Raw genomic sequence first — 9,939 nt, 5'->3', positions numbered from 1 at the left:
TCTCATCCCATCTTCCCAAAAAAATCAATGAAGTTATAGGTTAAAAATATTTACGATTGTACTTTCCGAAGTACTGTCTCTAAAGTATTTTTTTTATGGTGATTGCTTATATCCTTCATAATTACGATTATCTCTAGTAGTGAAAGTAAAAAAAGTAGTGATGTAAAAAATATGATGTAGTGCTCGTTAATTCTTACAGCATGTTCTATCAGTATTATATCGATAGTGATTACAATAAAGGGTAATAAAAACGATAGTTTCTCAGCTAACGGTGATTCAAAGGTCTCCCTTAGAAAATAACGTAGCCTCCTGCATCTTACCATATAACAATTTTTAGAATAGGCTATCTGTAATATAACTGTTGTGTTTTAAAGATCATAATAGTATTCACCTGTTTGTTTCTGGGTTCTATCAATATAAGAGTCTGGTTTGTTCACACGCGGCCTCTTTGTTTCTTCGTCTCTACGGAACGTTATGTCAACATCTTTCAAAAACCGGTTCATTCCTTCATGTAGGCTAAACGGACCCTGGGCTCTACCGTGTTTACCAGGTTCGCCATCAAAAACAATCAATGCATCACTAACCATGTCAATAAAATAGACATCGTGGTCTACAACCAATGCTGATTTACCGGATTTCTCTATAACCCTACGGATGGTCCTAGAAGCGATCATCCTCTGTTCACTGTCAAGATAAGCAGATGGCTCATCAATTAGGTATATATCAGCATCCTGGACTAGACAATTAGCTATAGCAACCCTCTGGAGCTCACCACCGGACAGGGTATCAATCTCCTTATCTAAAAGATATTTCAGGTTCAATGAATCAAAGATCTCTGCTTTGAAAAAAGATGAGGTGAAAAGCTGTTGTGCTTTTTTCTCTAAAAACTCTCTAACAGTACCACCGAACTCAGGTGATATGTACTGTGGTTTATAGCTAACCTTTATACTGTACTCGATTTTTCCACTAGATGGTTTTATCACGCCAGCTAGCATTTTGACAAAAGTTGTTTTACCAATAGCATTTGGACCAACAACACCAACTATCTCCCCCTCGCGTATTATGCCGCTCTCAACCTCCAGGGTAAAACCTTCGAATGTTTTCTTTAGATCCTCATATGTTATGTAGATGTTCATGTTCTGTCTCTGCTTTGGAGGATGTGAAAAAAACTCTATTTTTTCACCAAACCTTATATTCTCTTCTTTTAGATACCCTGACAGATACGTGTTTATAGCATGGCGTACACCACGAGGATGTGTAACAACACCATATGCTCCTTCATCACCATATATAAGGTGGATGTTATCACATAGGAAATCAAGGACAGCTAGGTCATGCTCAATAACCATAACCTTCTTCTCTTTGGATAAATCCTTTATTATCCGCGCAACCTTCAAACGCTGATAAATATCTAGATAAGAAGATGGTTCATCAAAAAGATACAGATCAACATCCTTCAACAGAGCAGCAGCTACTGCAACAAGTTGTAATTCGCCACCAGAAATCTCACCCTTACTTATCTCTTTGTCAAGTATATTGTTAAGATTAAGTTTTTCCACCAAATCATCAAATTTACCTGAGTTATCAGCTTTTTTCAGAACCTCTTTTATTTTTCCCTTCATTATTTTAGGTAACTTATCAACATACTGTGGTTTCACTACACTTGTAATCTCATTGTTTACCAGACTCTTGAAATGCTCATAAAGCTCAGTCCCAGAATAATACCTTATTACATCATCCCAAGTCGGCTCATTCTCATAATCACCAAGATTAGGTTTTATCTGACCCGATAAAATTTTGAAAGCAGTGGTTTTACCAATACCGTTCTGACCAAGTACACCAACACAACCACCTCTCCTAGGTACTGGAAGACGAAACAGTCTGAAACCGTTTTTCCCAAACTGATGAACAAGATCTGTCTCTAACTCCTGTGCGAGACCAATGATCTTTATAGCATCAAAAGGACATTTATGTACACAAATACCACAACCCACACACAAATCCTCTGATATCACAGGCTTCCCATCTGCACCCATAACAATGGTTTCATCACCAGACCTAACCCTAGGACAAAACTTTATACACTCAACCGCACAATTCTTCGGTTTACACCTATCTCTAATCAATACAGCTATACGCATAACTTCAGAGATTGAGAAAGCAAAAGCTATTAAAAGTTTTTACCAAAACAAAAACATAGACTCATAAAAAGAAAAACTATAAGTCCTAAAAAAACATACGTCCATCAAACAAATCAAGTGGATGAGGAGAATCATGATAAATAAAAATGAAAACATACATATAAGACTAGAAATCAGCAAAGACCCAAACTCAGGGAAACTAACACTTATGACAAGATTCGACCCAGAGGCACCAAACTTCATAAAAGACAAAGACGGCTTCAGCTGGTGGCCAACACCAGAAGAAAGAGAATTTTTAAACGAAGCTTTCGACATGATACTAAAAAACAAGTAAAACAAACATTAACTTAAAGGGTAATCACAACATTTTAATCTCACAGTAAGTTCTCATAGAGCAACCAATGCATCTACGAACATCATCATGGTTTCTAACAACATTCCCAGTTCTCATAATATACCTCATCGTTTTAACAGTTGAATCCAACTCAAACCTAATCCTAGGGTTAAAAGGTATTTTATATTGATGCGAGTCACCATAAACCAGCACACCATATGGAACAAAACCACCATAGGCATCCTCCAAAAGCTGACAATATGCTGCAAGCTGAAAAACATGACTTCTCTGCGGCTCATCATACACACCGGTTTTCACCTCAACAGGAATATAATATTTATCTCTCCTCACAACATAATCCGGTTTACCAGTTAACATATATCTCCTAGAAAACAGTGGTTTAGCCAACGCTTTGAGATCAGAGTAAACGATTTTCCCCTCCAGGATCTTATGCTTTTTTCTTAGAATATCTATATTTCTATATGTTTTTCTCGACATCAGAACAAAGATTAAACCAACCACCAAAAACAGGATACTAATAAGGATAACTGTCAAAAGATCACCTCAAACAAAATCATAGAAATCGAAACTATCACCATCAGAAGCCCAGTAATTGCAAGAAACATCGATCTCCTAACACCAGTTTGAGCGTTATCTAAAACCTCACCTAGCTGAGCATGTTTTTCAACACCAGTATTTAACAAAGCTGACACAGGCTCATAACCACATTTTTGCAGATACCATGCTATCGAACAGTAATGGTACTGCCCTATTTCTGATGCGCTAATAACCTCTGAATTCTCAAACGAAGCTTGTCTTGTACGCCCCATCAAATAAAATAAAAGTTTTCCCAACTATTTATTCATTGTCTAGAGGTGATTGAAACTAATTTTTTTCTTCCGTAAAAACTATTAAACCCCAACTGATGGGGGTCATTGAACTTATTATGGTTTTAACAATGGGTTTACGCAGAGAAGACAAAAACCGCTGGGAGAGACGCACCCCACTGATACCAAAGCACATAAAAGAGTTAAAAGAAAAACATGGCATACAGACATTTATCCAGCCATCTAAGATACGTGTTTTCTCTGAAAAAGAATACCTTGATGCTGGTGCGCAAACAAGTGATGATTTATCTCCCTGTTCTGTTGTTTTTGCAGTTAAAGAGATACCAGTTGATTTTTTTGAAAAAGGTAAAACCTATGTTTTTTTTGCCCATGTGATAAAAGGTCAGAAACACAATATACCTATGCTTAAAAAAATGATGGAACTGGGATGTAATTTAATTGATTATGAAAAGATAGTTGATAAAAACGGTAAACGCCTTGTTTTCTTTGGTAGATACGCTGGCATAGCTGGCATGGTCGACACTTTATGGGTTTTTGGTCAGCGTCTTAAATGGGAGCACATTGACTCGCCTTTTAGTAAAATTAAACAAACCCTTAGTTACAAAAACCTAGATGATATCAGGAGACATTTAACTGATGTCGGTAAAGAGATTAATAAAAAAGGTTTAGCAAAACCAATCACACCAATGGTTATTGGGCTTACTGGTTATGGGAATGTATCAAAGGGTGCGCAGGAGATCCTTGATATGTTACCAGTTCAGAATGTTGAGCCAGATGAGCTAGAATCTGTTTACAGGAATCCCTCAAACAAGGTTATCTACAAGGTGGTTTTCAAAGAAGAGCATATGGTCGAGCCTATTAATTCTAGTAAAGGTTTTGATTTACAGGATTATTACAACAACCCAGAGAATTATCGTCCTGTTTTTGAGCGGTATGTACCATATTTGTCTGTTCTTGTTAACTGCATTTTTTGGAGTAGTCGTTATCCTCGTCTTATAACAAAAAAATACATTAAAAATGCTTTTAAAGACAAACTGAGATTGAAGGTGGTTGGTGATATCAGCGCTGATGTAAATGGTGCTATAGAGTTCACTGAAAAAAACACTTCTCCGGATAACCCTGTTTTTGTTTATAACCCTTTTATTGATAAGATCCAAGATGGGTTTACTGGTGAGGGTGTTGTTGTTATGGCTGTTGATAACCTCCCATGTGAGCTTCCTGTTGAGTCTTCTGAGAGCTTCAGTGAAGCCCTACTACCTTTTGTACCAGCTATCATGGAAGCTGATTACGATGTTAGTGATTTTGATAAACTGGTTTTGCCCCCTGAGATAAAAAACGCGGTTATATTATATCATGGTAAACTTACTCCTAATTATAGTTATATCAACAAATTTTTATAAGCTAATTCTTTTCGCTGCTTGCAAGTTTTATGTTTTTGGAGGCAACATATCATGAAAAAAATACTTGTGCTTGGCGCAGGCATGATTTCACGTCCGATGATTAGGTATCTTTTGGATCAACCTGATTTTCATGTTACGATGGCTAGTAGAACAGTTAGCAAGGCAGAGAAGATGATAAATGGTCACCCACGTGGTGAGGCTTTTGAGCTTGATGTAAACGATGATAAAAAGGTTGAAAGTTTTGTTTCTAAAGCAGATGTTGTTGTTAGCCTATTACCCTATACTTATCATGTTAAGGTTGCTGAGATGTGCATAAAACATAGGAAACACATGGTTACAACCTCTTATGTTAGTGATGCTATGAGGGCTTTGGATCAGAAGGCAAAAAACGCAGGGATACTTATATTGAATGAGTGTGGTCTTGATCCTGGTATCGATCATATGTCTGCTATGAGAATAATACATGATGTTGAAAAAAACGGTGGAAAAATCATAAGTTTCAGATCAACAACAGGTGCTCTCCCGTCTTTTCAGAGTAACAACAACCCTTTTGGTTATAAGTTTTCTTGGTCTCCACGTGGTGTTCTTCTTGCTTCGCGTAACTCTGCTAAATGGCTTGAAAATGGTAAGGAAGTATCTGTTCCTGGTGAGCAACTGTTTGAAAACTATAAACTGCAGGATGTACCAGGTGTTGGTACTTTTGAGAACTACCCAAACAGGAACTCTGTGCCATACAAAGAAATTTATAGTTTAAAGGATGCAAAAACGGTTTATCGTGGCACGTTTCGGAATCACGGTTGGTGTGAAACCATGAGAAGCATAGTGCACTTGGGTTGGCTTAGCGAAGAAACACCAGAGGGTTTTTCAGGTAAAACATATGGTGATTTAACCAGGTTTCTGATAAAAGCCAGACCAAAAGACAATCTTCAAAAGGCAGTTGCTGAGAAACTTGGTCTGAAAACTTATTCAGCTGTTATAAAAAGACTCGAGTGGCTCGGTCTCTTTGGTGATGAAAAATTACCCGATGACAAAAACAACCCGCTTGATTACTTAAATGTTTTAACTCTTAAAAAACTGGCTATGGGTGAAAATGATGTTGACATGATTGTTATGCACCATGAGTTCGTAGCTGAGTATAAATCAAAAAAAGAGTACATAACTTCTACACTGGTTGATTATGGTATACCTGATGGTGATACATCTGTGGCTAGGACTGTTGCGTTGCCTGCTGCTATAGCTGTGAAAATGATAATTAATGGTAAAATCAAGATGACTGGCGTGCGGATACCTGTTATTCCTGAGCTGTATAATCCTATTTTAGATGAACTTGAAACAATGGGCATAAAATTCGATGAGAAAATAGAGAAAATTTAGGTAAGTTTCTCTAAAATTTTATTTATAAAAGTTATACTCTTGCTTTTTCTAAAACTTGGTTTTATAAGGGATAGTCGTTCGGTATTTTCCAAACGTTTTCGACCAGTATATAAACTTAAAATGATATAACCATTATTCAATGGAAAAGTGATGTGATATGATTATGAATGAGAAAAAGAAGTATAAGTTATATGCGGTAATAGTAGCTGGTGTAATAGTTTTTGCAGGTTTTGTTGTAGTGGTTAATCTACAGAGGCATATAGTTAGTGGAGCTGGTACGTATCCAATAAAAAACTTTGGTTCATATGAGGAACTGACAAATTTTTTATTAGTAGGTAACCAGAATATGGGTCGTTATAGTTCAGGTTTTTTTAGTAGCATGTTAGGCACAAGTGCTGTAGCAATTGATATGGCCGGAGAAAAATCTAGTGGAGTTGAACGAAATGGCGGCGCAAGTGTTGATTATTCTAAAACAAATGTGCAGGTAGAGGGTGTTGATGAACCAGATATAGTTAAAACTGATGGAACTTATTTGTATGTTATTTCTAATAATAAGGTGATTGTTGTAAAGGCTTATCCTGCTGAAGAAGCTGAGATAATTAGTGAGATAGAGTTTGATGATTCATTATCTGTTTTAAATATATTTATTGATGGTTCTAGGCTTGTTGTCTTCCTTCAGACGTACAACTACCCGATTCTAAAAAACGCTTTTCCTGATGAGTCTAAAATCAACTACTGGTATAGTTCACCTGACACGTATGTAAAGATTTATGATTTAGAAGAGATAAGTGACCCTGTTTTAGTGAAGGATATTGTTGTTGGTGGTAGCTTTTCTGGTGCAAGGCTCATAGGTGATTACGTGTATGTTATAACAACACAGTACTCTTACACAACTGATGAAAACAGCATAATAATACCAAGGCTTATGATTGATGATGAGGTAGTTGAGGTTTCTTTATCAGACATATACTATGTTGATATACCTGAGAAAAGCAGCACATTCACAAACATCATATCTGTTAATATACATGATGACACAGAGGAGGTACATCAGAAGATTTTCTTACTAGGGACCACCCAGACATTGTATGTTTCAGAGAGCAACATCTATGTTTCTTATTCAATGTGGTACTATGATTATTCGTCCTTAGAGAAGATACTTAGGGATAAATTGTTACCGCTTTTACCTGATTCTGCTAGGGCGCAGCTTGACACAATTGATGGACTTGATTTAGAGGATTATCAGAAGCAGATGATTGCTCAGTGGGTTATACAAAAATATGTTCAATCATTGTCAGATGAACAGAAATCAGATATAATTAGGGAGATAGCTAAAGACACAGAAAAAACCATTATTCATCGTATAAACATAAACGATGGTGAGATTAGTTACGAGGCGCAGGGATCTGTAACAGGTTATGTTAAGGACCAGTTTTCGTTAAGTGAATACAATGGTTTCCTTCGAGTCTCTACAACCTTATCTGGATCAATGTTAAGCTACTATATAGGTAGTGTTGAACCCCAGAACAATGTTTATGTTCTTGATATGGACCTAAAACTTGTTGGTAGCCTGGAAGAGATTGCACTTGGTGAAACAATTTATGCTACACGTTTTGTAGGTGACATATGCTACCTTGTAACCTTTAGGCAGGTTGACCCATTCTTTGTGATAGACCTAAGCAACACCGCAAACCCAAAGGTTATAGGGCAACTTAAAATACCTGGTTACTCAACATACCTCCACCAATATGATGATGCACATATAATAGGTGTTGGTAGAGATGGTAACAATGTGAAAATCTCTTTATTTGATGTTAGCGATATGAACAACCCAGTTGAGCTATCAAACTATACCATAGATAACGAGGATAAAGAAAGCTGGTGGTGGACTGAATCCTCAGCCTTGTATGAGCATAAAGCATTTTTGTTTGATAGAGAAAAAAACCTTCTGGTGATACCAGCTGGGTCTTACAGTAAACAATTAGCCTACGTGTTTGACATAAACCTAGATGATGGAATAACTTTGAAGGGTACAATATCACATGATGTAAAAACAGAACATAATGAAGAAAACAGCGAAGCAGATTTTTATTATTACTATGATGATGGCAACTCGATACAGAGAACTTTGTACATAGAAGATGTGTTGTATACGATTTCAAGGAACCTAGTGAAAATGAACAGCCTAGATGATCTAAGTGAGATTAACAGCGTAAAACTAGTATAAAAAATCTTTTAAATCAAAAGATACAAAAGAGAGGGGCGCATCCCGCCTATCTTCTCCTCTCCCCCTCTTCTATCTTAATATTTTTTTAAAGTCTACCGATATCATTTTATAACTAAGAAGGATACCGCTTAAACAATGGGTTAACCATATTTTAATGGGGAATAAATGTTATGTCGATTAAACCAACAGATGTTCACAAAATACTTGCTAGATACATGCTAGTCGATGGTTTTAATCTGGTTTTAGATCTCAGGAAGAGCAAGGGTTGTCGCATTTATGATTCAAGAAACAATAGGTATATGCTTGATTGTTTCTCTTTTTTTGCAACAGCACCACTTGGGTGTAACCATCCGAAGTTAACAAGCCCTGATTTTATAAAAAAAATGGGTGAAGTAGCTATTAACAATCCTACTAACTCTGATGTTTATACTGTTGAGATGGCTGAGTTTGTTGAAGCGTTTTCAAAATATGCGATGCCAAATAATTTCAAGCACCTCTTCTTTGTAAGCGGTGGTGCTCTTGCTGTGGAGAATGGTCTAAAAACTGCTTTTGATTGGAAGATCAGAAAAAATATTGCAAGTGGTAAAGGCGAGTTAGGTACACAGGTTGTTCATTTTAAAGAAGCGTTTCATGGTAGGACTGGTTACACGCTTTCTATGACCAACACTTTCAACCTTAATAAAACAAAATATTTTACTAAATTTAACTGGCCGAGGATAGTTAACCCAAAAATTCATTTTCCACTTAACAAAGAAAACCTTGAGAATGTCAAAAAACTTGAGAGACAAGCTGTTGATGAGATCAGGGAAGCGGTTGCTAAAAACCCTGATGATATAGCTGCCCTGATTATAGAACCTATCCAGGGTGAGGGTGGTGATAACCATTTCCGCAGAGAGTTTTTCCATGAGCTTCGTAGACTATGTGATGAACATGAGATGATGTTCATACTTGATGAAGTGCAAACTGGTGTAGGTTTAACTGGTAAGATGTGGGCTTATCAGCATTTTGATTTCGAACCAGATATAATTGCATTTGGTAAAAAAACGCAGGTATGTGGAATAATGGTGAATGATCGTGTGGACGAGATTGAGGACAATGTTTTTAAAGTACCAAGTAGACTAAATTCAACTTGGGGTGGAAACCTAGTTGATATGGTTCGATGTCAGAAATACCTGGAAGTTATAGATGAAGAGGATCTCATTAAAAACGCTGAAGTGCAAGGAAAACGTTTACTGGAAGGTTTGGAGGAAATAGAAAAGAAATACCCAAATAAGATTTCTAATGCGCGTGGACGTGGACTTATGTGCGCTTTTGATCTTCCTACGCCTAAGGAGAGAGATGAGATGAAAGATAAACTTTATACAAACAACTTATTAGTTCTTTCTTGCGGGTCTGTAACTATAAGATTCCGTCCGCCATTGACAATATCTTCTGAAGAGGTAGATGAGGCTCTCGAGATAGTAGATAAAACCGTGAAGTCGTTCTAAAAATCAATAAAACATTTTTTTCTTTTGATATAATATCTATGTTGTGGGATTGGCATTGGGACAAAATTGGAAAATCAATTTTTTAAAACAATAACATAGGCACGCTTGCCGATATACTTTTTTGGCGC

At 36.7% G+C, this 9,939-nt stretch carries 8 protein-coding genes; 5 read left to right on the top strand and 3 right to left on the bottom strand.

Features of this window, described 5'->3' with window-relative positions; translation table 11 throughout:
• Positions 1-368 precede the first annotated feature (368 nt).
• Positions 369-2,141, bottom strand: coding sequence for a ribosome biogenesis/translation initiation ATPase RLI (locus QHH19_05225; protein MDH7517727.1), 1,773 nt, complete (start codon positions 2,139-2,141; stop codon positions 369-371).
• 121 nt (positions 2,142-2,262) lie between these two features.
• Here QHH19_05225 and QHH19_05220 point away from each other — a divergent pair, with 121 nt between their 5' ends.
• Positions 2,263-2,475, top strand: coding sequence for a hypothetical protein (locus tag QHH19_05220; GenBank protein MDH7517726.1), 213 nt, complete (start codon positions 2,263-2,265; stop codon positions 2,473-2,475).
• Between the two features lie 24 nt (positions 2,476-2,499).
• Here the strand turns inward: QHH19_05220 and QHH19_05215 are convergent, their stop codons facing one another.
• Positions 2,500-2,973: a Dna2/Cas4 domain-containing protein gene (locus QHH19_05215; GenBank protein ID MDH7517725.1), complete on the bottom strand. Its 474-nt coding sequence runs from the start codon at positions 2,971-2,973 to the stop codon at positions 2,500-2,502.
• A 53-nt stretch (positions 2,974-3,026) separates the two neighbouring features.
• Positions 3,027-3,305, bottom strand: coding sequence for a hypothetical protein (locus tag QHH19_05210; GenBank protein MDH7517724.1), 279 nt, complete (start codon positions 3,303-3,305; stop codon positions 3,027-3,029).
• Positions 3,306-3,421: 116 nt separating this feature from the next.
• Between QHH19_05210 and QHH19_05205 the strand changes: the two genes are divergently transcribed.
• The 4 genes from QHH19_05205 to lat all read left to right on the top strand — a co-directional run bounded on the left by QHH19_05205 (position 3,422) and on the right by lat (position 9,811).
• Positions 3,422-4,723 carry a bifunctional lysine ketoglutarate reductase /saccharopine dehydrogenase family protein gene (locus tag QHH19_05205; protein ID MDH7517723.1) on the top strand — a complete coding sequence of 434 codons (1,302 nt, stop codon included), beginning with the start codon at positions 3,422-3,424 and terminating at the stop codon, positions 4,721-4,723.
• Between the two features lie 51 nt (positions 4,724-4,774).
• Complete coding sequence (locus QHH19_05200) at positions 4,775-6,097, top strand: saccharopine dehydrogenase C-terminal domain-containing protein (protein ID MDH7517722.1); 1,323 nt, start codon at positions 4,775-4,777, stop codon at positions 6,095-6,097.
• Positions 6,098-6,260: 163 nt separating this feature from the next.
• On the top strand, positions 6,261-8,324 hold the full coding sequence (locus tag QHH19_05195) for a beta-propeller domain-containing protein (GenBank protein ID MDH7517721.1): 2,064 nt from the start codon (positions 6,261-6,263) through the stop codon (positions 8,322-8,324).
• A gap of 170 nt (positions 8,325-8,494) precedes the next feature.
• The gene (gene lat, locus QHH19_05190) at positions 8,495-9,811 is read left to right on the top strand and encodes an L-lysine 6-transaminase (protein MDH7517720.1); all 1,317 of its coding nucleotides are present in this window, start codon (positions 8,495-8,497) and stop codon (positions 9,809-9,811) included.
• The last annotated feature ends 128 nt before the right edge of the window (positions 9,812-9,939 follow it).

This window comes from Candidatus Thermoplasmatota archaeon, from assembly GCA_029907305.1.
Classification (GTDB): domain Archaea; phylum Thermoplasmatota; class E2; order DHVEG-1; family DHVEG-1; genus JARYMC01.
Note: the sequence above shows the minus strand (reverse complement) of the source record. Positions and strands in the feature narration are given on the sequence as shown.